A 24,360-nucleotide genomic window follows, 5' to 3' on the forward strand; every position below is an offset into this window, starting at 1 on the left:
GTCTTATGACGGGGCTTTTTTTCAGGTCTCTGCGTATGAACAAAGCTTATCTGTTAAGCACCCTCTTATTAACCGGCTGTAGCCACATGGCGAACGATAGCTGGAGCGGCCAGGATAAAGCGCAGCACTTTCTGGCCTCGGCCATGCTCTCTGCCGCAGGCAATGAGTATGCGCAGCATCAGGATATCAGCCGCGATCGCAGCGCCCTTATCGGTGTGATGTTTTCAGTAAGTCTTGGTGCGTCGAAGGAGTTGTGGGACAGCCGCCCGGCGGGGAGCGGCTGGAGCTGGAAAGATTTCGCATGGGATGTCGCCGGTGCCACAACGGGCTATGCCGTGTGGCAGCTGGCTGAACATTAAAGGCGTATGCCCTTCCCTTTGCGGTGCAGCGTCAGCGATACCAGAAATGCCACTGCGCCCATTGCGGTGACGTACCAGAAGAAAGCCGTTTCGAAACCGATTGATTTTAATGACAGCGCCACGTATTCAGCCGATCCGCCAAACACTGCATTCGCCACAGCGTAAGATAAGCCAACGCCCAGGGCACGCACCTGCGCCGGGAACATCTCCGCTTTTAATATCCCGCTGATTGAGGTGTAGAAACTGGCGATTACCAGCGCCAGCATGACGAGTGCGAAAGCAGCATAGGGTGAAGTTACGCTGTGCAACGCCGTGAGGATTGGCACCGTACAAACGGTCGCCAGCCCACCAAACAGCAGCATGGAGGTGCGCCGCCCGATGCGGTCGGATAACGCACCGATAACCGGCTGGATCACCATAAAGAGGAATAGCGCCGCGGTCATGATGATACTGGCAACATTCGCATGCATACCGGCAGTATTGACCAGGTATTTCTGCATATAGGTGGTAAAGGTGTAGAAGGTGAGCGAGCCGCCGGCGGTAAAGCCAAGCACCATCAAAAATGCTTTGCGGTTGCGCCACAGCCCTTTCATAGAGCCAGCTTCTTTCAGGGATCGCACTTCCTGCTGGGAGGTTTCATCCAGTTGGCGACGTAACCAGAGCGCGACAATGGCCAGCGCTGCGCCCAGCGCGAAAGGTATACGCCATCCCCAGGCCCTGAGTTCTGAGTCTTCCATCACTTGCTGCAGGATCACAACAACCAGCAATGCCAGCAGTTGTCCGCCGATCAGGGTGACATACTGGAATGAGGCATAAAACCCTTTGCGTCCCTCAACTGCCACTTCGCTCATATAGGTCGCACTTGTACCATACTCCCCGCCGACCGACAGCCCCTGGAAGAGACGTGCCAATAGCAGTAATGCCGGAGCCAAAGTACCGATGGTTTCATACCCCGGTAAGCACGCGATCACTAACGAGCCTAAACACATCATGCAGACCGAGATCAGCATCGATCTTTTACGCCCATGACGATCGGCAATACGACCAAATAACCACCCGCCGATGGGGCGCATCAGGAAACCTGCGGCAAAAACACCGGCAGTCTGAAGCAGTTGAGTAGTAGGGTTACCTTGCGGGAAAAAGATGTGCGCGAAATAGAGGGAGCAAAAAGAGTAGACGTAAAAATCGAACCACTCTACCAGGTTACCCGATGAGGCGCCAACGATGGCCCATACCCGGCGACGCGTATCGCTGCTGGTGAGAGATTCACTATTTTTCATGCTGTTTTCAGCCATTCGTATGTAACTCCTGCTTACAATAGGTATTATTTTTAGAGCGAACGTCCCTGCTCAATGTGGATAAAAGAGGGAGATGTTACATGTTTGTTATGGTTAAAAGGTGATAAAGATCCCATTTCGACTTAGGTAGGTTAGTAATTAAGATTATGACCCGGCGGGTACGTTTGTCATGCCTGGTAACGGCAGCAGGATTGTACGTGTTGAGGTTAAATGATCTTTTCCAGCAAGGCAGGCTATCGTGGAAAAAGAATAGCAAAAAGCCTCATGCTTTCGCATGAGGCTTTCGGCTTGGTTTGATGCCTGGCAGTTCCCTACTCTCGCATGGGGAGACCCCACACTACCATCGGCGCTACGGCGTTTCACTTCTGAGTTCGGCATGGGGTCAGGTGGGACCACCGCGCTAGTGCCGCCAGGCAAATTCTGTTGCCATCCCGCGTCAGCCGGACGGCTTAATCTGTATCAGCTGAAAATCATCTCTCATCCGCCAAAACATCTTCGGCGTTGTAAGGTTAAGCCTCACGGTTCATTAGTACCGGTTAGCTCAACGCATCGCTGCGCTTACACACCCGGCCTATCAACGTCGTCGTCTTCAACGTTCCTTCAGGAGACTTAAAGTCTCAGGGAGAACTCATCTCGGGGCAAGTTTCGTGCTTAGATGCTTTCAGCACTTATCTCTTCCGCATTTAGCTACCGGGCAGTGCCATTGGCATGACAACCCGAACACCAGTGATGCGTCCACTCCGGTCCTCTCGTACTAGGAGCAGCCCCCCTCAATTCTCCAGCGCCCACGGCAGATAGGGACCGAACTGTCTCACGACGTTCTAAACCCAGCTCTACCACTTTAAATGGCGAACAGCCATACCCTTGGGACCTACTTCAGCCCCAGGATGTGATGAGCCGACATCGAGGTGCCAAACACCGCCGTCGATATGAACTCTTGGGCGGTATCAGCCTGTTATCCCCGGAGTACCTTTTATCCGTTGAGCGATGGCCCTTCCATTCAGAACCACCGGATCACTATGACCTGCTTTCGCACCTGCTCGCGCCGTCACGCTCGCAGTCAAGCCAGCTTATGCCATTGCACTAACCTCCTGATGTCCGACCAGGATTAGCTGACCTTCGTGCTCCTCCGTTACGCTTTAGGAGGAGACCGCCCCAGTCAAACTACCCACCAGACACTGTCCGCAACCCGGATCACGGGTCCACGTTAGAACATCAAACATTAAAGGGTGGTATTTCAAGGTTGGCTCCACGCAGACTGGCGTCCACGCTTCAAAGCCTCCCACCTATCCTACACATCAAGGCTCAATGTTCAGTGTGTTCACGGGGTCTTTCCGTCTTGCCGCGGGTACACTGCATCTTCACAGCGAGTTCAATTTCACTGAGTCTCGGGTGGAGACAGCCTGGCCATCATTACGCCATTCGTGCAGGTCGGAACTTACCCGACAAGGAATTTCGCTACCTTAGGACCGTTATAGTTACGGCCGCCGTTTACCGGGGCTTCGATCAAGAGCTTCACCTTGCGGTTGACCCCATCAATTAACCTTCCGGCACCGGGCAGGCGTCACACCGTATACGTCCACTTTCGTGTTTGCACAGTGCTGTGTTTTTAATAAACAGTTGCAGCCAGCTGGTATCTTCGACTGGTTTCAGCTCCGCGAGCAAGTCGCTTCACCTACACACCAGCGTGCCTTCTCCCGAAGTTACGGCACCATTTTGCCTAGTTCCTTCACCCGAGTTCTCTCAAGCGCCTTGGTATTCTCTACCTGACCACCTGTGTCGGTTTGGGTACGATTTCGTGTTACCTGATGCTGCTTTTCCTGGAAGCAGGGCATTTGTCACTTCAGCACCGTGGTGCCTCGTCATCACGCCTCAGTGTTAAAGTGAACCGGATTTACCTGGAACACACACCTACACGCTTAAACCGGGACAACCGTCGCCCGGCCGACATAGCCTTCTCCGTCCCCCCTTCGCAGTAACACCAAGTACAGGAATATTAACCTGTTTCCCATCGACTACGCCTTTCGGCCTCGCCTTAGGGGTCGACTCACCCTGCCCCGATTAACGTTGGACAGGAACCCTTGGTCTTCCGGCGAGCGGGCTTTTCACCCGCTTTATCGTTACTTATGTCAGCATTCGCACTTCTGATACCTCCAGCAGCCCTCACAGGCCACCTTCGACGGCTTACAGAACGCTCCCCTACCCAACAACACATAGTGTCGCTGCCGCAGCTTCGGTGCATGGTTTAGCCGTATCTCCGCGCAGCGCTCGACAGTGACTATTACATCTTCCGCGCAGGCCGACTCGACCAGTGAGCTATTACGCTTTCTTTAAATGATGGCTGCTTCTAAGCCAACATCCTGGCTGTCTGTGCCTTCCCACATCGTTTCCCACTTAACCATGACTTTGGGACCTTAGCTGGCGGTCTGGGTTGTTTCCCTCTTCACGACGGACGTTAGCACCCGCCGTGTGTCTCCCGTGATAACATTCTCCGGTATTCGTAGTTTGCATCGGGTTGGTAAGCCGGGATGGCCCCCTAGCCGAAACAGTGCTCTACCCCCGGAGATGAATTCACGAGGCGCTACCTAAATAGCTTTCGGGGAGAACCAGCTATCTCCCGGTTTGATTGGCCTTTCACCCCCAGCCACAGGTCATCCGCTAATTTTTCAACATTAGTCGGTTCGGTCCTCCAGTTAGTGTTACCCAACCTTCAACCTGCCCATGGCTAGATCACCGGGTTTCGGGTCTATACCCTGCAACTTAACGCCCAGTTAAGACTCGGTTTCCCTGCGGCTCCCCTATACGGTTAACCTTGCTACAGAATATAAGTCGCTGACCCATTATACAAAAGGTACGCAGTCACCCCATAAAAGAGGCTCCCACTGCTTGTACGTACACGGTTTCAGGTTCTGTTTCACTCCCCTCGCCGGGGTTCTTTTCGCCTTTCCCTCACGGTACTGGTTCACTATCGGTCAGTCAGGAGTATTTAGCCTTGGAGGATGGTCCCCCCATATTCAGACAGGATACCACGTGTCCCGCCCTACTCATCGAGCTCACAGCAAGAGTGCTTTTGTGTACGGGGCTGTCACCCTGTATCGCGCGACTTTCCAGACGCTTCCACTAACACTCAGGCTGATTCAGGCTCTGGGCTGTTCCCCGTTCGCTCGCCGCTACTGGGGGAATCTCGGTTGATTTCTTTTCCTCGGGGTACTTAGATGTTTCAGTTCCCCCGGTTCGCCTCACAGCACTATGTATTCATGCTGTGATAGTGCAACGGATTGCACTGGGTTTCCCCATTCGGACATCGCCGGCTGTAACGGTTCATATCACCTTACCGGCGCTTTTCGCAGATTAGCACGTCCTTCATCGCCTCTGACTGCCAGGGCATCCACCGTGTACGCTTAGTCGCTTAACCTCACAACCCGAAGACGTTTCGTAAAACATCATCAGTTGCGAAAATTTGAGAGACTCACGGAACAATTCGCATTGTTCTGTGTTTCAATTTTCAGCTTGATCCAGATTTTTAAAGAGCAAATATCTCATACATGACTCGCTGTCAGACAGGAATCAGGTTTGAGATACATCGGCAGGTGACTTTCACTCACAGACCAGCAAGTGGCGTCCCCTAGGGGATTCGAACCCCTGTTACCGCCGTGAAAGGGCGGTGTCCTGGGCCTCTAGACGAAGGGGACACAAAGTCTCACTCGCAAGACGCCTTGCTATTTACTTTTCATCAGACAATCTGTGTGGACACTACAGGGAAAGGTTCTTTAAGGTAAGGAGGTGATCCAACCGCAGGTTCCCCTACGGTTACCTTGTTACGACTTCACCCCAGTCATGAATCACAAAGTGGTAAGCGCCCTCCCGAAGGTTAAGCTACCTACTTCTTTTGCAACCCACTCCCATGGTGTGACGGGCGGTGTGTACAAGGCCCGGGAACGTATTCACCGTGACATTCTGATTCACGATTACTAGCGATTCCGACTTCATGGAGTCGAGTTGCAGACTCCAATCCGGACTACGACGCACTTTATGAGGTCCGCTGGCTCTCGCGAGATTGCTTCTCTTTGTATGCGCCATTGTAGCACGTGTGTAGCCCTGGTCGTAAGGGCCATGATGACTTGACGTCATCCCCACCTTCCTCCAGTTTATCACTGGCAGTCTCCTTTGAGTTCCCGGCCTAACCGCTGGCAACAAAGGATAAGGGTTGCGCTCGTTGCGGGACTTAACCCAACATTTCACAACACGAGCTGACGACAGCCATGCAGCACCTGTCTCACAGTTCCCGAAGGCACCTTTCCATCTCTGGAAAGTTCTGTGGATGTCAAGACCAGGTAAGGTTCTTCGCGTTGCATCGAATTAAACCACATGCTCCACCGCTTGTGCGGGCCCCCGTCAATTCATTTGAGTTTTAACCTTGCGGCCGTACTCCCCAGGCGGTCGACTTAACGCGTTAGCTCCGGAAGCCACGCCTCAAGGGCACAACCTCCAAGTCGACATCGTTTACGGCGTGGACTACCAGGGTATCTAATCCTGTTTGCTCCCCACGCTTTCGCACCTGAGCGTCAGTCTTCGTCCAGGGGGCCGCCTTCGCCACCGGTATTCCTCCAGATCTCTACGCATTTCACCGCTACACCTGGAATTCTACCCCCCTCTACGAGACTCAAGCCTGCCAGTTTCGGATGCAGTTCCCAGGTTGAGCCCGGGGATTTCACATCCGACTTGACAGACCGCCTGCGTGCGCTTTACGCCCAGTAATTCCGATTAACGCTTGCACCCTCCGTATTACCGCGGCTGCTGGCACGGAGTTAGCCGGTGCTTCTTCTGCGGGTAACGTCAATCGACGCGGTTATTAACCGCATCGCCTTCCTCCCCGCTGAAAGTACTTTACAACCCGAAGGCCTTCTTCATACACGCGGCATGGCTGCATCAGGCTTGCGCCCATTGTGCAATATTCCCCACTGCTGCCTCCCGTAGGAGTCTGGACCGTGTCTCAGTTCCAGTGTGGCTGGTCATCCTCTCAGACCAGCTAGGGATCGTCGCCTAGGTGAGCCGTTACCCCACCTACTAGCTAATCCCATCTGGGCACATCTGATGGCAAGAGGCCCGAAGGTCCCCCTCTTTGGTCTTGCGACGTTATGCGGTATTAGCTACCGTTTCCAGTAGTTATCCCCCTCCATCAGGCAGTTTCCCAGACATTACTCACCCGTCCGCCACTCGTCAGCAAAGCAGCAAGCTGCTTCCTGTTACCGTTCGACTTGCATGTGTTAGGCCTGCCGCCAGCGTTCAATCTGAGCCATGATCAAACTCTTCAATTTAAAGTTTGATGCTCATCGAATTAAACCGTAATGAATTACGTGTTCACCCGTGAGACTTGGTATTCATTTATCGTCCGAGGACGTTAAGAATCCATGTCACCTGAGTGCCCACACAGATTGTCTGATAAATTGTTAAAGAGCAGTTGCGACGCGCTTCAGCGCTCTGTCGCGAGGTGGCGTATATTACGCTTTCCTCTTTCAGAGTCAACCCTGAATTTCAGGATTTTTTCTCTTCCGACTTAACGTCGCTGCAAGCTGTTGTTTGCTTAGCGCCGTGTCGATGGAGGCGCATTATAGGGAGTTCTCCGCACCCCGCAATAGAAAAATGACATAAAAATGACTGACTGCTGCATTCCACAGCAAAAGCCGCCCTTATACGCATTTACACACAGAGTTATCCACAAAGCGCCAAAAGTGGAAAAATTCCCGAGCGTTGCGCAAACGTTTTCGTTACAATGCCCGCGCAAAATTAATCCGCCCTGCCTGGGGTGTTAGCTGAATCTTCCCATAATAAAGAAGCGAAAATTCAGCTAACGCTCTCTGTTAAAGTCAAATCCAGGGGATTTACCATGCAACAACGTCGTCCAGTCCGCCGCGCCCTGCTCAGTGTTTCTGATAAGGCCGGTATCGTCGAATTCGCCCAGGCGCTCTCCCAGCGTGGCGTCGAACTGCTCTCTACCGGCGGAACCGCTCGCCTGCTGGCAGATAAAGGCCTGCCGGTGACCGAAGTCTCCGACTACACCGGTTTCCCGGAAATGATGGATGGACGCGTAAAAACCCTGCACCCGAAAGTGCACGGCGGCATTCTCGGCCGTCGCGGCCAGGATGATGACATCATGGCGCAGCACGCCATCGCCCCAATCGACATGGTGGTGGTTAACCTCTACCCCTTCGCCCAGACCGTTGCCCGTGAAGGGTGCTCGCTGGAAGACGCCGTTGAGAATATCGATATCGGCGGCCCAACCATGGTGCGCTCCGCCGCAAAGAACCATAAAGATGTCGCCATCGTGGTTAAGAGCAGCGACTACACCACTATCATTAATGAAATGGATGCCAACGACGGCTCGCTGACGCTGGAAACCCGTTTCGACCTCGCGATCAAAGCCTTTGAGCACACCGCCGCTTACGACAGCATGATCGCCAACTACTTCGGCAGCCTGGTGCCCGCCTATCATGGCGAGAGCAAAGAGCCAGCCGGCCGCTTCCCGCGCACGTTAAACCTCAACTTCATCAAGAAGCAGGATATGCGCTACGGTGAAAACAGCCACCAGCATGCTGCCTTCTATATAGAAGAAGAGATCAAAGAGGCTTCCGTTGCCACCGCGCAGCAGCTGCAGGGCAAAGCGCTCTCCTATAACAACATCGCCGACACCGACGCGGCGCTGGAGTGCGTGAAAGAGTTTGATGAACCCGCCTGCGTGATTGTGAAACACGCCAACCCGTGCGGTGTCTCAGTCGGTGGCTCGATTCTCGAAGCTTACGATCGCGCTTATAAAACCGACCCGACCTCAGCGTTCGGCGGCATTATCGCTTTCAACCGCGAACTGGATGCTGAAACGGCGCAGGCCATTATCTCCCGCCAGTTTGTGGAAGTGATTATCGCCCCTTCTGCCACTAAGGAAGCGCTGAGCATTACCGCCGCCAAACAGAACGTCCGCGTACTGGTCTGCGGCCAGTGGACAGCGCGCGTACCGGGCCTCGATTTCAAACGCGTCAATGGCGGCCTGCTGGTTCAGGATCGCGACCTGGGCATGGTAACCGCCAATGAGCTGCGCGTGGTCAGCAAGCGCCAGCCGACCGAGCAGGAGCTGCGCGATGCGCTGTTCTGCTGGAAGGTAGCGAAGTTCGTTAAATCCAACGCCATCGTCTATGCCAAAGAGAACATGACTATTGGCATTGGCGCAGGCCAGATGAGCCGTGTCTACTCTGCGAAGATCGCTGGTATCAAAGCCGCTGACGAAGGGCTGGAAGTGAAAGGTTCCGCAATGGCCTCTGACGCCTTCTTCCCGTTCCGTGATGGTATTGATGCCGCTGCCGCTGTCGGCGTGAGCTGCGTTATCCAGCCGGGCGGATCTATCCGCGATGACGAAGTGATTGCCGCCGCCGACGAGCACGGCATCGCGATGATCTTCACCGACATGCGTCACTTCCGCCATTAATCCACGGAGCAGAGAATGAAAGTATTAGTGATTGGTAACGGCGGGCGCGAACACGCGCTGGCCTGGAAAGCGGCCCAGTCGAAACGGGTTGAAACTGTCTTTGTCGCACCGGGTAACGCAGGCACAGCGCTGGAGCCGACGCTGCAAAACGTGGCGATTAGCGCGACGGATATTCCGGCGCTGGTTAATTTCGCCCAGAGCGAGAAGATCGATCTGACCATCGTTGGCCCGGAAGCGCCGCTGGTGATTGGCGTGGTTGATGCCTTTCGCGCGCAGGGGCTGAAAATTTTTGGCCCGACGCAGGGCGCGGCACAGCTGGAGGGCTCCAAAGCCTTCACCAAAGATTTCCTCGCCCGCCACAATATTCCGACGGCGGAGTACCAGAACTTTACCGAGGTAGAGCCAGCGCTGGCTTACCTGCGCAAGAAAGGCGCGCCGATCGTCATTAAAGCGGACGGTCTGGCAGCAGGTAAAGGGGTGATTGTCGCCATGACGCTGGAAGAGGCGGAAGCGGCAGTCAACGATATGCTGGCCGGTAACGCCTTTGGCGATGCGGGCCACCGCATTGTGATTGAGGAGTTTCTCGACGGCGAAGAGGCGAGCTTTATTGTGATGGTCGACGGCGAGCATGTGCTGCCAATGGCGACCAGCCAGGATCACAAACGCGTCGGCGACGGCGATACCGGCCCGAATACCGGCGGTATGGGCGCGTACTCCCCGGCGCCGGTGGTGACCGATGAAGTGCACCAGCGGGCAATGGATCAGGTCATCTGGCCCACCGTGCGCGGCATGGCGGCAGAAGGGAATACCTACACCGGTTTCCTTTATGCCGGGCTGATGATCGATAAGCAGGGCAACCCAAAGGTGATCGAGTTCAACTGCCGCTTTGGCGACCCGGAGACGCAGCCGATTATGCTGCGCCTGCAATCAGACCTGGTAGAACTCTGCCTGGCAGCCTGTGACGGCAAGCTGGATGAGAAAGTCTCGAAATGGGATGCGCGCGCATCGCTTGGTGTGGTGATGGCTGCCGGAGGCTATCCGGGTAACTATCGCAATGGCGAGCAGATCCACGGCCTGCCGTTGGAAGAGGTTGCGGACGGGAAAGTGTTCCACGCCGGTACCACGCTTGCTGACGACGATCGGGTGCTGACCAACGGCGGACGTGTGCTGTGCGTGACCGCGCTCGGTGACACCGTTGCCGAAGCGCAGCAGCGCGCTTATGCGCTGATGACCGATATCCACTGGGATGGCAGCTTTAGCCGCAGCGATATTGGTTACCGCGCGATTGCCCGCGAACAGGGCAGCAAGTAATACGCGATCCACGGCCGGGTGGGATTTTGCTGACCCGGCTTACATGACAACGCTCATAAGTTGCGTGATTGCCGGATGGCGCTTCGCTTATCCGGCCTACGGAACACACCTCACTGTCGTGAAAGTGCTTTTCGTAGGCCCGATAAGGCATCGCCGCCATCGGGCAACACACCGATGACGCCAACGCTAAAAGTTCTTCTCCGTCGGCTGCCAGTGACAGAAATCCTCATTCGCCACCAGCAACAGCTGTGCCCCTTCCGGCGCTTCCAGCCACGCCACGCTCACCGCCAGCGACGAACGGCTCTGGCGCTGCGCAATATGGTTTAACGCCCACGTATCAAGCTCTGGCTTCACGGTCTGTCCTTCACAGGTCTGCACCGTGTTATTTGCCTGCCATCGCCCCTGACGCAATACAACACGTCCCTGACGCAGCGCATCGCTGGTCTGGCGGATCTGTTCGGCGCGGTAGCGATAAAGCGCAATCTGGTCGCTGGAGAGCTGCTGCTTCTGGCCGTTCACTTCACGCTGCATAAAGCTCAACTCACCGCGATCGTCAAAACGCACGCGAATATGTTCAGGCGGGTTGGCGTAGATATTGAGTTCAATAAGGGTTAGCGCATCGCCTTGCCAGCGATACTCAGCTAAAGAGGTGTTCCCGCGGTGCCACGGGCTAAATGCGGAGAGCAGGTGGGTCTCACCGCCTGAATCTTTACGCCAGATGCGTATTGCGCCCTGATCGCCGGCGAAACCGCTGGCGGTAAAGGGCGGCAATGACGAATCGTGGCTACAGGCGGCAAGCAGCAGTGCGCCGACCAGCAAAAGCGGGCGACGCCAGTATGACAAAAGGGGCGTTACCGCCCCTTCGACAAAACTGTTCACTGCCATGCTGTCTTACTTAACAGCGTCTTTCAGTGCTTTGCCAGAAACAAATGCCGGCACGTTAGCTGCGGCGATTTTGATTTCTTTACCGGTCTGCGGGTTGCGGCCAGTACGCTCAGCGCGGTGGTTCACTTTGAAAGTGCCGAAACCAACCAGTTGTACCGCATCGCCTTCTTTCAGAGACTCAGTAATGGCAGCCAGGGTGGATTCCAGTGCAGCTTTCGCTTGCGCTTTAGACAGATCAGCCTTGTCTGCAATTACATCAATCAGTTGAGTCTTGTTCATAAGTTATCCTTTCAATGTGTTTATCGCTTGCTAAGCATCGAGTGCGACGGAAATGCCTCAAAAGCACTCTCCTGCATACACGCACCGATAGCCACTTTTTTTCGCCCCCCAAATGTAGACCAGACGGGGGTCAGAAGGGAAGCCTTCAGGCGCGACAAAACAGGCCTTAAATCACGTTTTATTGTCTCATTGCTGCAAATTTATACCGATATTACTCTCGCCAGCCTCGCGCAGGTCTGCGCGCAAGCCTTTGATCAGGTCAATATCGCGCTCTTCGCAGGCGGCCAAAAGGCGGAAAATCTCCCACTGGATATCCCATTCCTGCTCTACAGCGGGGTTAAGACCCAGCTCTTCATCGGTCATTTCGCGGCCCTGCTGCGTCATTTCCAGCATCGCCACGGTGGTGATTGAGGTCTTGCTGACTTCAATGGCGTGTTCCAGCGTTTCACCGCTCAGACGCGAATGAATCAACTCGCTCAGCGCCACACAGGCGTCAATCGCCGGGTAGACACCGTAGAGATCGTAATCCTCTGCGGCGGGGATCCCCTCTTCCAGCTTCTCAAGCTGGCTGTCGAAATTGACCTTCGCATCTTTGACGGTCTCTGTTTCCCACACCAGGTCAAGGATACGGCGATAGAGCTGCGCATCGCCAAAGCCGGTCTGGCGGCAGAACAGCGCATAGTTGGGGTACATGCGCTCGCACAGACAGGCCATGAAAACAACGTGCTGCCAGCTTTCCTGCTTTTCCAGTCGCAGATGAATCGGGTTTTGTAACATGATCGCTTCTCAAAAACGGTAATGCGCCGCAGTTTACCCGATATCGCGCTGAATTGCCTGCCATCGCGCAAAGGCGGGGCGACCCGATGCCACGGCGTCTGCCCAGCGCGTTGGCTCCGGCAAGCGGTAGCCCTTCATGCAGCGCTGCACCCACGCCAGCGCAGTATCCTGGCTGACGCGATGACCGGTAGCGACGAAGAGCGGATTACAGCGCGCTTTGCTGCGCCATACCCACGCCAGCTGTTCGCCTTTATCCATCAGCGGCGATAGCGCACCGGGCTCATCGGCCAGCGGTTCGAACTTCCCGCACAGCCGTTTTTTCGCCACGCCGATGGTCGGCACATCCACCAGCAGGCCAAAATGGCTGGCAACGCCAAGACGGCGCGGATGGGAGATCCCATGCCCGTCGACAAAGAGTAAATCGGGTTTTTGCGACAACATCTCCCACGCCGCCAGCAGCGCGGGATACTCACGAAATGAGAGGAAGCCGGGAATATAGGGCATGGTGGTGGCGATACGCGCCACCTGATACTCAACCAGTTCCAGCGAAGGCCAGGTGAGCAGCACCATTGCCGCCCGCGTCACTTCGCCACCCTGCTCGAAACCGACATCCGCCCCGCCGATCAACGTCGGCGGATCTTTATCAAGACGATCCTCGCGGATCACGGAAGAGGCCAGTTCAAGTTGTTGTGCGCGTAGCGACGCGAGATCCATATTCACTCCTTATTGATGCCAGGGGGCCGACAGACGGTGAACCGCCTCGACAAATACTCCTGCATGTTCCGGCGGGACATCCTGATGGATGCCGTGACCGAGGTTAAATACATGGCCTTCGCCTTTGCCAAAGCCAGAGAGAATTGTAGACACTTCTTCCTCAATGCGTGCAGGCGGCGCATAAAGCATAGAGGGATCCATGTTGCCCTGCAGCGCCACTTTGTCGCCAACGCGACGGCGCGCATCGCCAATATCGGTGGTCCAGTCAAGGCCGAGCGCATCGCAGCCGGTCGCCGCCATCGCTTCCAGCCACTGGCCGCCGCCTTTGGTAAACAGGGTCACCGGCACGCGACGCCCTTCGTTTTCACGCAGCAGGCCATCGACGATTTTATGCATGTAGTAGAGAGAGAACTGCTGGTAATCGCGTCCGGTCAGCACGCCGCCCCAGGTGTCGAAAATCATTACCGACTGTGCGCCAGCGCGGATCTGCGCGTTGAGATAGGAGGTGACGCTCTGCGCCAGCTTATCCAGCAGTGCATGCAGCACCAGCGGCTCGGCGTACATCATCTTTTTGATTTTAGTGAACGCTTTGCTGCTGCCGCCTTCAATCATATAGGTCGCCAGCGTCCACGGGCTGCCGGAGAAACCAATCAGCGGCACTTCGCCTTTCAGCTCACGGCGGATAGTGCGCACGGCGTTCATCACGTAACCCAGCTCATCTTCCGGGTCCGGCACCGGCAGCTTGTCCACATCCGCTTTACAGGTGATGGGATGGCTAAAACGCGGTCCTTCACCGGCTTCGAAATAGAGCCCCAGCCCCATCGCGTCTGGCACCGTCAGGATGTCAGAGAAGAGGATCGCCGCATCCAGCTTGTAGCGGCGCAGGGGCTGCATCGTCACTTCACAGGCCAGCTCCGCATTGCGGCACAGCGACATAAAGTCGCCGGCTTGCGCACGGGTCGCCTTATATTCCGGCAAATAGCGGCCTGCCTGGCGCATCATCCATACCGGCGTCATATCTACTGGCTGGCGCTGAAGCGCGCGCAGGTAACGATCGTTTTTCAGTTCGGTCATTGTCAGTTCCTCAAGCGTCAGGCCGCCAGTATATACACCTTATTCGCTCTCTGCCCGACACATCGCCACGGTATCCTCGATCAGGCGGCGCGCGACGGTACCCGGCGGTGGGAGCAGCGGCAGGTCGTCATAGCGATACCAGCCAGCATCGATCAGCTCTTTGGTATCAATGACGATCTCACCGCTCTCGTACTCGGCCATAAACGCAGTCATTAATGATTGCGGGAAGGGCCACGGCTGGGAGGTGACATAACGCAGGTTCTTGATTTTAATCCCGCTCTCCTCCATCACCTCGCGTGCTACCGCCTGCTCCAGCGTCTCGCCGACCTCAACAAATCCGGCCAGCACGGTATACACACCATTACGATGACGCGTATGCTGGGCAAGTAGCAGGCTATCATCGCGGCGAATAGCGACAATAATGCAGGGGGCAATTTGTGGATAGTAGCGTTCCCGGCATTGGTCGCAGAGCATCGCCCACTCGGTTTTGCTGGGGTGCATGGTGTGCCCACAGTAGCCGCAAAACTGATGCGATCGGTAAAACTCGGCCAGCTGCACGCCGCGCCCGGCTAACTGGAACAGCACGGTATCCTGATCGATCAGTAAACGTACCGATCCCATCTCGTTGGAGCGCTGCTGGCGAACAAGCCAGACGCTCTCTCCCTGCCATTCGCCGATAATTTGCGCGGGTTGACCCACAAGATCGAAATTTCCTGCCTCTCCATGTGGTAATTCTCCAGCGGGCAACCATAATTTTTGTTCATGGCTGACTATCCACCAGCCACGGTGATGAGCTTCAAGAGTTTGTACCATTGCGCGACCTTAGCTTCACTGGCATGTTATTAACATTATTATTACATCATTTTTAATCTTACATTTTGCGGAGTCATTTATGCTGAACCAGTTAGAAAGCCTGACAGAACGACTGGGGGGAAGTAACAAGCTTATCGATTTCTGGCTCAACGAACGTAAGCAGTTGCTTATCTCCTATTACAATCTGGTGGGAATCAAGCCGGGCAAAGGGTCGTACATGCAGCTTAACGAAAAAGCGCTGGATGATTTTTGCCATAACCTGGTTGAATACCTTTCCGCCGGTCATTTCACTATTTATGAACGCATCATCAATGAAATGGAAGGCGCCAGCCCACTTTTAGCGGCGACTCAGCTCTACCCGCAGCTCGAAGCCAATACCGTTGAAATCATGAAACATTATGATTCCAGCCTCGAACAGTCCATCGATGATGACAACTGCATGGAGTTCCAGCAGGCTCTCTCAGACATCGGTGAAGCGCTGGCGGCGCGTTTTACGCTGGAAGATCAGCTGATCACGCTGGCGTTTGATAACCACCTCAGCGAAAGCGCCAATGATGAAACCGGGATGGCGCGCCCGGCTTGAGTTCTTAACCAATAACGCGTAGTTTAAAAAACAGTCCCCCGCTTCGGGCGGGGGTTTTTCTTGTCGGAGTGCCACTCTTTTACACCCACGCTTTCTGAAAGCTGAGGTGTAAAAAGGCTGAGACCGTTAATTCGGGATCCGCGGAACCTGATCAGGCTAATACCTGCGAAGGGAACAAGAGTAATCCATCCACCACTCCACCCTCACGGGCGGTTTGCTGCTATTACTCCATCCGTCGTCTGACAAGCCATCTCCTTTGACACTGGAATGAGCTATGTCTACTACTACTTCACGCCGTGAACAACGCGCCCAGGCGCAACACTTTATCGATACGCTGGAAGGCACCGCTTTCCCCAACTCCCGCCGCATCTACCTCACTGGCTCACAGCCCGATATTCGCGTGCCAATGCGTGAAATCCAGCTCAGCCCGACGCTCGTCGGCGGTGCCAAAACCGCCCCGCAGTATGAAGAGAACGAGGCGGTGCCGGTGTATGACACCTCCGGTCCGTACGGCGATCCGGCGATTGCCATTGATGTGCAGCAGGGGCTGGCTAAGCTGCGCGCAGCGTGGATCGCCGCCCGCGATGACAGCGAAGAGCTGGACCATCGCAGCTCGGCCTATACCAACCAGCGCCTGGCGGATGACGGCCTTGATGCGCTGCGTTTTAGCGGCCTGCTGACGCCGCGTCGCGCCAAAGCAGATAAATGCGTGACGCAGCTGCACTATGCCCGTTTGGGCATCATTACCCCCGAAATGGAATTTATCGCCCTGCGCGAAAACATGGGGCGTGAGCGCATTCGCAGTGAAGTGCTGCGTCGCCAGCATCCGGGCGAAGGGTTTGGCGCGCGGCTGCCGGAGAACATTACGCCGGAGTTTGTCCGCGCTGAAGTGGCGGCGGGCCGGGCCATTATTCCCGCCAACATCAACCATCCAGAATCAGAGCCGATGATCATTGGCCGCAACTTCCTGGTGAAAGTGAACGCCAATATCGGCAACTCAGCCGTCACCTCATCAATTGAAGAAGAAGTGGAGAAGCTGGTGTGGTCAACCCGCTGGGGCGCGGATACGGTGATGGATCTCTCTACCGGTCGCTATATTCATGAAACCCGCGAGTGGATCCTGCGTAACAGCCCGGTGCCGATCGGCACGGTTCCGATCTACCAGGCGCTCGAAAAGGTTAATGGGATCGCTGAAGATCTCAATTGGTCAGTGTTCCGCGACACCCTGCTGGAGCAGGCGGAACAGGGAGTCGACTACTTCACCATCCATGCCGGTGTGCTGCTGCGCTATGTGCCGATGACCGCGCAGCGCCTGACGGGCATTGTCTCGCGCGGCGGCTCAATCATGGCGAAGTGGTGCCTTTCGCACCATCAGGAGAACTTCCTCTACACCCACTTCCGCGAGATCTGCGAGATTTGCGCCGCCTACGACGTCTCTCTCTCTTTGGGAGACGGCCTGCGCCCGGGATCGATTCAGGACGCCAATGACGAAGCGCAATTCGCCGAGCTGCATACGCTGGGTGAACTGACCAAAATCGCCTGGGAGTATGACGTGCAGGTGATGATTGAAGGCCCTGGCCATGTGCCGATGCAGATGATCCGCCGCAATATGACCGAAGAGCTGGAGAGCTGCCACGAAGCGCCCTTCTACACTCTTGGGCCGCTCACCACCGATATCGCGCCGGGCTATGACCACTTCACCTCTGGCATCGGCGCGGCAATGATTGGCTGGTTTGGCTGCGCGATGCTCTGCTATGTCACGCCGAAAGAGCACCTCGGCTTGCCGAACAAAGAGGATGTCAAACAGGGGCTGATTACCTACAAAATCGCCGCCCACGCTGCGGATCTGGCCAAAGGCCACCCTGGCGCGCAGATCCGCGATAACGCCATGTCTAAAGCGCGATTTGAGTTCCGCTGGGAAGATCAGTTTAACCTCGCCCTCGACCCCTTCACCGCCCGCGCCTATCACGATGAAACCCTGCCGCAGGAGTCGGGCAAAGTGGCGCACTTCTGCTCGATGTGCGGGCCGAAATTCTGCTCGATGAAGATTTCGCAGGAGGTACGTGACTACGCCGCCGCGCAGAGCATCGACGCGGGCATGGCGGATAAAGCCAGCGACTTCCGCGCCCGCGGCGGGGAGATCTACCTGAAACAGGAGGAGGCGTAATGTACCAGCCTGATTTCCCGCCGGTGCCCTTTCGCCTCGGGCTCTATCCGGTGGTCGATAGCGTGGAGTGGATCGCCCGCCTGCTGGATGCAGGTGTGCGCACCCTGCAACTGCGTATCAAAGATAAGCGCGACGAAGAGGTGGAAGCGGACGTGATGGCCGCTATTGCCCTTGCGCGCCGTTACAACGCGCGGCTGTTTATCAACGATTACTGGCGGCTGGCGATTAAACACCAGGCCTACGGCGTGCATCTCGGTCAGGAGGATCTGGCCACTACCGACTTAACCGCCATTCGCCAGGCCGGGCTGCGGCTCGGCCTCTCCACCCATGATGATATGGAAATTGATGTCGCGCTGGCGGCACGCCCCTCCTATATCGCCCTGGGCCACGTTTTCCCGACGCAAACCAAGCAGATGCCTTCCGCTCCGCAGGGGCTGGCAACGCTTACGCGCCACGTTGCGCGGCTCGGCGACTACCCGACGGTAGCGATTGGCGGTATCAGCCTTGCGCGCGCGCCAGAGGTGCTGGCAACGGGCGTCGGCAGCATTGCCGTGGTCAGCGCCATTACCCAGGCGGATGAGTGGCAGCAGGCCACGCGGCAGCTGCTGGATCTCGCGGGGGTGGGCGATGAATGATCACGACTTTATGCGCTACAGCCGCCAGATCTTGCTGGAGGAGATCGCCATCGCCGGGCAACAGAAGCTGCTCGACAGCCGGGTATTGATTGTCGGCCTTGGCGGTCTTGGCGCGCCGGCCGCCGCCTACCTGGCGGGCGCGGGTGTCGGCATGCTGGTGCTGGCGGATGACGATGCCGTGCACCTGAGCAACCTGCAAAGACAGATCCTCTTTACCTCGCGCGACATCAACCAGCCAAAAGCCTCGGTGACAGCAGAGCGGCTGCATCAGCTAAACCCGGAGATTGAACTGGTCTCCCTCTCACAGCGGCTCAGCGGCGACGCGCTGCTCGAAGAGGTCTCACGCGCCGATGTGGTGCTCGATTGCAGCGATAACATGCAGACCCGCCAGGCGATTAACGCCGCCTGCGTAGCGCGTAATACGCCGCTGGTTTCCGCCAGCGCCGTCGGTTTTGGCGGCCAGTTGCTGGTACTCACCCCGCCCTGGGAGCAGGGCTGCTACCGCTGCTTGTGGCCCGATGAGCGCGAACCGGAACGTAACTGCCGTACGGCGGGCATTGTCGGCCCGGTGGTCGGCATTATGGGGGCGATGCAGGCACTGGAAGCGATCAAGCTGTTAACCGGCATGCAGGCGGCGCAGGGGGAGCTGCGGCTGTTTGACGCCCGCACCAACCTGTGGCGCACCCTCGCATTGCAGCGCGCCAGCGTCTGCCCGGTCTGCGGAGGGCATCATGCAGATTCGCGTTAATGATGAACCGATGACCTGCGCACAAATGCTCAGCGTTGCCGACCTGCTTAAGGAGCTTGAACAGTTAAAGCCGGGCGTCGCGCTGGCGCTAAACGAGGCGATTCTGCCGCGCGAGCGCTGGGAAGAACAACAGTTGCAGGATGGCGATCGCATCCTGCTGTTTCAGGTTATCGCAGGGGGTTGAGATGTTACGTATTGCAGATAAAACCTTTTCTTCACGCCTCTTTACCGGCACGGGAAAATTCGCCACGCCGCAGCTGATGGTGGAGTCGATTCAGGCTGCGGGCAGCGAGCTGGTGACGCTGGCAATGAAGCGCGTCGATTTACGCCAGCGCAATGACGCCATTTTGCAGCCGCTGATAGACGCGGGCGTCACCCTGCTGCCAAACACCTCCGGCGCGAAAAATGCCGAAGAGGCGATCTTTGCCGCCCAACTGGCGCGAGAAGCGCTGGGCACACACTGGCTGAAGCTGGAGATCCACCCCGATGCGCGCTGGCTGCTGCCGGACCCTATCGAAACCCTGCGCGCGGCAGAAAAGCTGGTGCAGAGCGGGTTTGTGGTGCTGCCCTACTGCGGCGCAGATCCGGTGTTATGCAAACGGCTGGAAGAGGTGGGGTGCGCAGCCGTAATGCCGCTCGGCGCGCCGATTGGCTCGAATCAGGGCCTGGAGACCCGCGCCATGCTGGAGATCATCATTGAGCAGGCCAATGTTCCGGTGGTGATCGATGCCGGCATCGGCGCGCCAAGCCACGCCGCACTGGCGCTGGAGATGGGCGCGGATGCAGTGCTGGTCAACACCGCCATCGCCGTTGCGGATGATCCGGTCGCCATGGCGCGCGCGTTTCGTCTGGCGGTGGAAGCCGGGGCACTGGCGCGTCGTGCCGTTCCGGGCGCCCGCCAACACTACGCCGCGGCCACCAGCCCGCTGACCGGTTTTCTGGAGACGCTGCAATGAATACGTTTACCGACCGCTGGCGGCAGCTGAACTGGGATGATATCCGCCTGCGTATTCACAGCAAGACCACCGCTGACGTCGAGCGCGCGCTTAACGCCCGGCAAGTGACCCACGACGATATGATGGCCCTGCTCTCCCCGGCGGCCAGCGAGCTGCTGGAGCCGCTAGCGCAAAAAGCGCAGCGCCTGACCCGCCAGCGCTTTGGCAACACCGTCAGTTTTTATGTCCCGCTCTATCTGTCGAATCTCTGCGCTAATGACTGCACCTATTGCGGTTTCTCCATGAGCAACCATTTGAAGCGCAAAACGCTGGATGAGGAGGAGATCGCTCGCGAGTGCGCTGCCCTGCGTGAACTGGGGTTTGAGCATCTGCTGCTGGTCACCGGCGAGCATCAGGGAAAAGTGGGAATGGACTATTTTCGCCGCCATTTCCCCGCTATTCGCCGCCAGTTCGCCTCATTGCAGATGGAAGTGCAGCCGCTCTCCGAAGAGGAGTATCGTGAACTAAAAGGGCTTGGGCTGGATGGCGTGATGGTCTACCAGGAGACCTACCACGAGGCGCAGTATGCCCGGCATCATCTGCGCGGCAAAAAGCAGGACTTTTTCTGGCGGCTGGAGACGCCGGATCGCCTTGGCCGTGCGGGGATCGACAAGATCGGCCTTGGCGCGCTGATGGGGTTATCCGATAGCTGGCGTGTCGACTGCTACATGGTGGCGGAGCATCTGCTCTGGTTACAGCAGCACTACTGGCAGAGCCGCTACTCGGTGTCGTTTCCTCGCCTGCGCCCCTGCGCGGGCGGGATCGAACCGGCGTCAATCATGGACGAGAAACAACTGGTGCAGACCATTTGCGCCTTTCGCCTGCTAGCACCGGATACCGAACTGTCGTTATCGACGCGCGAGTCGCCGCACTTTCGCGATCATGTTATTCCCCTCGCCATCAACAATGTCAGTGCGTTTTCTAAAACGCAGCCCGGCGGCTATGCCGACGATCACCCGGAGCTGGAGCAGTTCTCGCCCCATGATGGACGTCGCCCGGAGGCGGTCGCCGATGCGCTGATCGCCCGTGGGCTGCAACCGGTGTGGAAAGACTGGGATAGCTGGCTGGGACGGGTGCCGCAAAAAAAGAGTAATACGCTGATAAACAGTTAATTTTCTTGCGGCCTGTTACGTAAAGTGAAATTCGGGCGCTGGCACCACAGCGCCCGCTGCGGCAACCTTGCTTCGTCAGCGTACACTGACCGGAGCGGGCGCCGTTCCCCTCTCCCGCTCCGCCCCCCCTTTGGCAGGTACGCTGCTTATCACGCTGAAAAACAGCGCGACCAACGACGGTCATGCAAGGAGTGAAACGAAGTGATGTCAGGTTGTAACCGGTTTCACATTCGCTGCCCTTTCTTTGTGATGCCAGACACACAATCACCGTAAAGCGGTTGTTGAAGTCAACGCCGACGGATAATTATCAATTATCCCATCAACACCGAGGCTGACTATGAAAAACATCGTTTTATGCTGTGCAGCAGGTATGTCCACCAGCATGTTGGTGCAACGAATGAAAGACGCGGCGCAAAAGAAAGGCGTCGAGGTCACCATCAAAGCGGTTCCTGTTGCGGACTTTAAAGATGAGATTGCAACGGCAGATATCGTGTTGCTGGGGCCGCAGGTGAAGTATGAGCAGGCAAAACTGCAGGCGCAGGCCGAGCCGCTGGGCAAGAAGGTGGCGGTGATCGATATGATGGATTACGGCATGATGAAAGGCGATGTCGTACTGGAAAAAGCCCTTAAGCTGCTGGAGTGAGCGCGTGGAAGAGTTAGAAACCATCATTATGGAACTGCTGGTCAACGCCGGTGCGGCGCGCAGCCAGGCACTGACCGCGCTGCAGATGGCGCGCAAAGGCGATTTCGACGACGCGGAAAAAGCGATGGAGGAGTCACGCGAATTTGTTAAAGCCGCCCACAAAATCCAGACCCAGCTAATCGGTCTGGACGAAGGCACCGGTAAACTGCCGGTCAATCTGATCACCGTTCACTCGCAGGACCACCTGATGAACGCGATGGTCATCCAGGATCTGGCCGACGACCTGATTGAGATCTACCGCAGGCTTCCCCCGCGCGCTTGATTGTCGCTTCAGTCCCATAAGAGACGCCCGCTTTACCGGGCGTTTTTTATTGCTGCCAAAACGGTGAGGTGTATTCCGCGTCGTTTTATGGCACAACATGGCATTCGCCGATCGTAATCACCACCGCAGGTGCCTGATGCCCGCCATTCCCGTTCCGTTTTTTACCCTCTCCCTGCTACTGATGCTGCTGGCGAAGGTCTGGCTACAACGCCCCTCCGGCTATCGCACTCTCGCCACCTTTATCACCGGCTGTACGCTGCTGGTGCTGATGACGGCGCTGCGCTGGCAATTTGATGCGCTAATTTTGCGACAACTACAGTCGATGCTGGCGATTGCGCTACCGCCGCTGGCATGGCGCTGTTTTGCCCGCGTCACCGATCAAAGCCGTACCTCTGAACGCCTTGCCTCGCTGCTGCCACCTGCCATCGCGCTGGCGCTGAACCTGATTGCGCCTATGTCTACCGACTTTGTTCTGATGCTGCTCTACATCGGTTACGGCGGCGCGTTGATTTGGACCGCTCACCGGGGCGCGGATGCCTTTGTGCTGGCGCGGTTAACAGATGCGCGTAGCACCTCGGTGATGGCCTTTCTTGCCGGGGCGTTTCTCTGCTTTAGCGGCCTGACCGATCTGGCGATTATGCTCGACTTCGCCTGGTATGACGGCTTGCAGGCACCGCGCCTCGTCGCCCTCTCGCAGGCGATACTGCTGCCGTTTATCTGCCTCGCTATTCTCTACAGCGGCAAGAAAATGCCCGCCGCTGCTGAAACACCGCTAATACCGCCAGCCGACGTACAAAGCGTGGAGTTGGACAGCGATCTGGTGACGCTCTGCGAAAAGCTGGAGAGGCGCCTTACTGAACAGCAGCTGTTTCTCAATAGCGACCTGACGCTCGATCTGCTGGCGAGAAAATGGGTGATCCCTGCGCGCCAGATTTCGCGGGCGGTTAATGCGGTGCGCGGCTGCAATGTCTCACAGTGGATTAACGGCTTTCGCATTCACTATGCCCAACATCTGCTGCTCACCACCGACGCGCCCGTCACCAGCATCATGCTGGATGCTGGCTTTGCCACCAAATCCAACTTTAACCGCGAGTTTGTGCGTATCAGCGGCGTGAGTCCGACGGAGTTTCGCCGCGCGGTGGGTAATCCAGTGCCTGTTGCAGAAAAGCCGTGATCGTGTCGCTAAGCCGCTGATGAATGTCAGCCCGGCTTAGCGAACCGCCATCCTCACACACAATCCCTTCGCCCGGATCCTGCGCCTCAATCAATGCTTTCGCGCCGGGCTTGCAGAGTTGCATAAAACTAAAGTGGGTTGCGCCCGTAACGCTTTGTGCCTGCTGCTTCGTCGCCGGAATGTAGTGTTGCAGATAGCCGGACTCCAGCCGGGCAGGTAACTCGTCGCTGTCGGCCTGCGCGGAGAGAATCAGCACCGGCACATTCAGTTGCGCGAGGCTCTCCGGCGTGAAACCGCGCGCCAGCCCCAAATCCAGCGAAACAACGGCTTTGATCAGCGGCTCGCGCTGGCTCTCCCTCAACGGGGCAGACGACTCAGGACGATTGATGCCGAGGGCTGGGATCAGCTTACAGCCCGCCAGCGCGGGATGGCTTTTACAATCCGTTTGAAAACGCCCGGCATCGAAACGGGCGCCTGCCAGCTCCATCACCGTCCAGCCACCCAGCGAGTGGCCGAGCGCAGCAATGCGTCGGGTATCCACTTGACCAGCAATAGCAGGATCGCCAATCAGGTCATTCATTACGCGGCGCAAATCGCGCGGCCGCTGCCAGAGCTGCCAGGCATCCTGCTGCGCTTTATTGCGGGTGGTGGTGCCCGGATGATCGGGCGCAGCGACGATATACCCCTGCGCCGCCATGCGCTGCGCCAGCCAGTTCAGGTTGCGCCAGTTGCCGCCGTAACCGTGTGACAGCAGTAATAAGGGATGTTTACCGGTTGCGGGCTGTGCGTTACGCAGAGCCAGTGTGCCGACAAAAACCGGGTTGTCGCCCACCGTTTCCGGGGTGCCGGTTTGTGCAGTCGGATACCAGATGGCGACATCAAGCGGGCGGGCTTTATCCTCTTGCAGATGCAGCTGGCGGAAGGCGGTGTCGGCATGGGTTATGCCGCTCAGAAGAAGCGTAAAACAGAGAATGAGTGTGCGTAGGGACATCAT

The 24,360-nt window shown here is 56.9% G+C and carries 21 protein-coding genes, 1 tRNA gene, 3 rRNA genes and 1 riboswitch; of the genes, 13 read left to right on the forward strand and 12 right to left on the reverse strand.

The window, feature by feature from the left end:
* Positions 1-35: 35 nt before the first annotated feature.
* Positions 36-359 carry a YfiM family lipoprotein gene (locus BWI95_RS00610; RefSeq protein WP_054804437.1) on the forward strand — a complete coding sequence of 108 codons (324 nt, stop codon included), beginning with the start codon at positions 36-38 and terminating at the stop codon, positions 357-359.
* On the opposite strand, the gene BWI95_RS00615 is transcribed toward BWI95_RS00610, so the two are convergent.
* The 5 genes from BWI95_RS00615 to BWI95_RS00635 all read right to left on the reverse strand — a co-directional run bounded on the left by BWI95_RS00615 (position 356) and on the right by BWI95_RS00635 (position 6,975).
* Positions 356-1,654 carry an MFS transporter gene (locus BWI95_RS00615; protein ID WP_054804436.1) on the reverse strand — a complete coding sequence of 433 codons (1,299 nt, stop codon included), beginning with the start codon at positions 1,652-1,654 and terminating at the stop codon, positions 356-358. The two genes, BWI95_RS00610 and BWI95_RS00615, sit on opposite strands and share 4 nt — an antisense overlap.
* Positions 1,655-1,955: 301 nt before the next feature.
* A 5S ribosomal RNA gene (gene rrf / locus BWI95_RS00620) occupies positions 1,956-2,071 on the reverse strand.
* Between the two features lie 91 nt (positions 2,072-2,162).
* Positions 2,163-5,072 (reverse strand): 23S ribosomal RNA (locus tag BWI95_RS00625).
* Between the two features lie 201 nt (positions 5,073-5,273).
* Positions 5,274-5,349 (reverse strand) — tRNA-Glu (locus tag BWI95_RS00630).
* A gap of 84 nt (positions 5,350-5,433) precedes the next feature.
* Positions 5,434-6,975, reverse strand: a 16S ribosomal RNA gene (locus BWI95_RS00635).
* The 16S, 23S and 5S rRNA genes sit together here with 1 tRNA gene alongside, the layout of an rRNA operon.
* 569 nt (positions 6,976-7,544) lie before the next feature.
* Here BWI95_RS00635 and purH point away from each other — a divergent pair.
* A complete protein-coding gene (gene purH / locus BWI95_RS00650; protein ID WP_054804419.1) occupies positions 7,545-9,134 on the forward strand; it encodes a bifunctional phosphoribosylaminoimidazolecarboxamide formyltransferase/IMP cyclohydrolase in 1,590 nt (529 codons plus the stop codon).
* A gap of 15 nt (positions 9,135-9,149) precedes the next feature.
* Positions 9,150-10,445 (forward strand): phosphoribosylamine--glycine ligase, encoded by a 1,296-nt coding sequence (gene purD, locus BWI95_RS00655; RefSeq protein ID WP_076768829.1) that lies wholly within the window; start codon positions 9,150-9,152, stop codon positions 10,443-10,445.
* A gap of 186 nt (positions 10,446-10,631) precedes the next feature.
* Here the strand turns inward: purD and BWI95_RS00660 are convergent, their stop codons facing one another.
* The 6 genes from BWI95_RS00660 to nudC form a co-directional block, all read right to left on the reverse strand.
* A complete protein-coding gene (locus BWI95_RS00660) occupies positions 10,632-11,324 on the reverse strand; it encodes a DUF1481 domain-containing protein (protein ID WP_180344366.1) in 693 nt (230 codons plus the stop codon).
* Positions 11,325-11,336: 12 nt separating this feature from the next.
* Positions 11,337-11,609: a nucleoid-associated protein HU-alpha gene (gene hupA / locus BWI95_RS00665; RefSeq protein ID WP_002884342.1), complete on the reverse strand. Its 273-nt coding sequence runs from the start codon at positions 11,607-11,609 to the stop codon at positions 11,337-11,339.
* 186 nt (positions 11,610-11,795) lie between these two features.
* Entirely contained in the window at positions 11,796-12,386 is a 591-nt protein-coding gene (locus tag BWI95_RS00670) for a YjaG family protein (RefSeq protein WP_023479398.1), read from the reverse strand.
* A gap of 33 nt (positions 12,387-12,419) precedes the next feature.
* Entirely contained in the window at positions 12,420-13,100 is a 681-nt protein-coding gene (nfi, locus tag BWI95_RS00675) for a deoxyribonuclease V (protein ID WP_034812663.1), read from the reverse strand.
* A 9-nt stretch (positions 13,101-13,109) separates the two neighbouring features.
* Positions 13,110-14,174: a uroporphyrinogen decarboxylase gene (hemE, locus tag BWI95_RS00680; RefSeq protein WP_023479397.1), complete on the reverse strand. Its 1,065-nt coding sequence runs from the start codon at positions 14,172-14,174 to the stop codon at positions 13,110-13,112.
* A gap of 39 nt (positions 14,175-14,213) precedes the next feature.
* Positions 14,214-14,987 carry an NAD(+) diphosphatase gene (gene nudC, locus BWI95_RS00685; protein ID WP_054804420.1) on the reverse strand — a complete coding sequence of 258 codons (774 nt, stop codon included), beginning with the start codon at positions 14,985-14,987 and terminating at the stop codon, positions 14,214-14,216.
* Between the two features lie 79 nt (positions 14,988-15,066).
* Here nudC and BWI95_RS00690 point away from each other — a divergent pair, with 79 nt between their 5' ends.
* The 10 genes from BWI95_RS00690 to BWI95_RS00735 all read left to right on the forward strand — a co-directional run bounded on the left by BWI95_RS00690 (position 15,067) and on the right by BWI95_RS00735 (position 23,366).
* Complete coding sequence (locus BWI95_RS00690; RefSeq protein WP_023479394.1) at positions 15,067-15,570, forward strand: Rsd/AlgQ family anti-sigma factor; 504 nt, start codon at positions 15,067-15,069, stop codon at positions 15,568-15,570.
* A gap of 54 nt (positions 15,571-15,624) precedes the next feature.
* Positions 15,625-15,761, forward strand: a riboswitch (TPP riboswitch).
* A gap of 83 nt (positions 15,762-15,844) precedes the next feature.
* On the forward strand, positions 15,845-17,737 hold the full coding sequence (thiC, locus tag BWI95_RS00695; RefSeq protein ID WP_076768830.1) for a phosphomethylpyrimidine synthase ThiC: 1,893 nt from the start codon (positions 15,845-15,847) through the stop codon (positions 17,735-17,737).
* On the forward strand, positions 17,737-18,372 hold the full coding sequence (gene thiE / locus BWI95_RS00700) for a thiamine phosphate synthase (protein ID WP_076768831.1): 636 nt from the start codon (positions 17,737-17,739) through the stop codon (positions 18,370-18,372). The genes thiC and thiE overlap by 1 nt, the downstream gene beginning before the upstream one ends.
* Positions 18,365-19,120: a HesA/MoeB/ThiF family protein gene (locus tag BWI95_RS00705; protein WP_054804421.1), complete on the forward strand. Its 756-nt coding sequence runs from the start codon at positions 18,365-18,367 to the stop codon at positions 19,118-19,120. Before thiE ends, BWI95_RS00705 begins: the two co-directional genes overlap by 8 nt.
* The gene (gene thiS / locus BWI95_RS00710) at positions 19,104-19,304 is read left to right on the forward strand and encodes a sulfur carrier protein ThiS (RefSeq protein WP_054804422.1); all 201 of its coding nucleotides are present in this window, start codon (positions 19,104-19,106) and stop codon (positions 19,302-19,304) included. The genes BWI95_RS00705 and thiS overlap by 17 nt, the downstream gene beginning before the upstream one ends.
* 1 nt (position 19,305) lies before the next feature.
* On the forward strand, positions 19,306-20,076 hold the full coding sequence (thiG, locus tag BWI95_RS00715) for a thiazole synthase (RefSeq protein ID WP_054804423.1): 771 nt from the start codon (positions 19,306-19,308) through the stop codon (positions 20,074-20,076).
* Positions 20,073-21,227 (forward strand): 2-iminoacetate synthase ThiH, encoded by a 1,155-nt coding sequence (gene thiH / locus BWI95_RS00720; protein ID WP_076768833.1) that lies wholly within the window; start codon positions 20,073-20,075, stop codon positions 21,225-21,227. Before thiG ends, thiH begins: the two co-directional genes overlap by 4 nt.
* Positions 21,228-21,564: 337 nt before the next feature.
* Positions 21,565-21,870: a PTS sugar transporter subunit IIB gene (locus BWI95_RS00725; protein WP_023479403.1), complete on the forward strand. Its 306-nt coding sequence runs from the start codon at positions 21,565-21,567 to the stop codon at positions 21,868-21,870.
* Positions 21,871-21,874: 4 nt separating this feature from the next.
* Complete coding sequence (locus BWI95_RS00730; RefSeq protein WP_023479392.1) at positions 21,875-22,192, forward strand: PTS lactose/cellobiose transporter subunit IIA; 318 nt, start codon at positions 21,875-21,877, stop codon at positions 22,190-22,192.
* Between the two features lie 136 nt (positions 22,193-22,328).
* Positions 22,329-23,366 carry a helix-turn-helix domain-containing protein gene (locus tag BWI95_RS00735; protein ID WP_076768834.1) on the forward strand — a complete coding sequence of 346 codons (1,038 nt, stop codon included), beginning with the start codon at positions 22,329-22,331 and terminating at the stop codon, positions 23,364-23,366.
* Here BWI95_RS00735 and BWI95_RS00740 read toward each other — a convergent pair.
* The gene (locus tag BWI95_RS00740; RefSeq protein WP_076768835.1) at positions 23,296-24,357 is read right to left on the reverse strand and encodes an alpha/beta hydrolase family protein; all 1,062 of its coding nucleotides are present in this window, start codon (positions 24,355-24,357) and stop codon (positions 23,296-23,298) included. The genes BWI95_RS00735 and BWI95_RS00740 overlap by 71 nt on opposite strands.
* Between the last annotated feature and the right edge of the window lie 3 nt (positions 24,358-24,360).

This window comes from Kosakonia cowanii JCM 10956 = DSM 18146 (assembly GCF_001975225.1).
In the GTDB taxonomy this organism is placed as follows: Bacteria; Pseudomonadota; Gammaproteobacteria; order Enterobacterales; family Enterobacteriaceae; genus Kosakonia; species Kosakonia cowanii.